Source organism: Rheinheimera pacifica (assembly GCF_900108485.1).
GTDB lineage: Bacteria > Pseudomonadota > Gammaproteobacteria > Enterobacterales > Alteromonadaceae > Alishewanella > Alishewanella pacifica.
Map to the genome: position 1 here is coordinate 1 of NZ_FNXF01000045.1, position 1,106 is coordinate 1,106.

1 protein-coding gene is annotated in these 1,106 nt (G+C 44.7%); it reads right to left on the bottom strand.

Annotated elements, in window-relative coordinates; genetic code table 11:
* Positions 1 to 1,106: amino acid adenylation domain-containing protein (locus BLW68_RS20890; protein ID WP_143040015.1), on the bottom strand; the 1,106-nt coding region annotated here is incomplete at both ends.

Genomic DNA, 1,106 nt, shown 5'->3' on the forward strand with positions numbered 1-1,106 from the left:
TCTGTTGGCTCTGGCAGCGCCTTGCGGTCTAGCTTACCGTTTACGGATACCGGCCAACTGTCCACCCAGACAAAAACTGACGGCACCATGTAATCCGGTAATTTCGATTTCAGGGCTGTGCGCAACAACTCAGTATTAAAGTCTGATATATCGTCTAATTTAGACTCAGGAATAATGTAAGCTATTAACTGTTTGTCAGACGTGCCTGATCTATAGTCAGTAACCAGTGCATCATTCACCGAAGCCTGATCCTTCAGCAGAGTCTCTATTTCGCCGGGTTCAATTCTAAAACCACGGATTTTGATCTGTTCATCACTACGCCCTTCGTAGTGCAATGTTTCGTCTGCGTTCCAGCGACATAAATCACCGGTTTTATAAATTCGCGTTTCCGGAATTTCACTGAACGGGCTTTGGATAAATCGTTCTGCAGTCAACTCAGGGCGATTCAGATAACCTCTTGCGACACCTGCACCGCCAATATACAACTCGCCAATAGCCCCCTGCGGTGCTAACCTGCCCGAAGTGTCTAATATATATAACTGCGTATTTTGTATTGGGGTGCCAATAGATACTGTATTTTGTCCATTGAACGATGACATCTTACGAACCTCGAAAGTACTGCACCCAACAACAGTTTCTGTGGGTCCGTATTCATTGATGAACACCGCGTTTGGCATATATAACTGTTGATGTAACTCAACAACCGAAGCAGGAAGAGCCTCACCGCCAACGATAAACACGTGGGCACACTCACTCAATGTATTTATGCTTGCCAGATCGATCAAAGCTCTCAAATGTGAAGGTGTGAGTTTAAATAGTAACGCTTCGCTTTGATTAACCAATACCTCATGCAGTAACTCAAGACTTTGCCCATTGTCAGCTAGTAAATTAATACTTCCGCCCATCATAAGTGGACAGATTAAACTGGTGACCGTTGCATCAAAACTAAGAGAGGAGCTCACTACACTGCTCTGTACTGAGACAAAATAATGATGTACCGCATGCATGATATAGTTGAGCAAAGCGTGATGCTCCACCATCACTCCCTTAGGTTTTCCAGTAGAGCCTGAGGTGTAAATTACATACGCCAGATGCTGCGGTGTCAT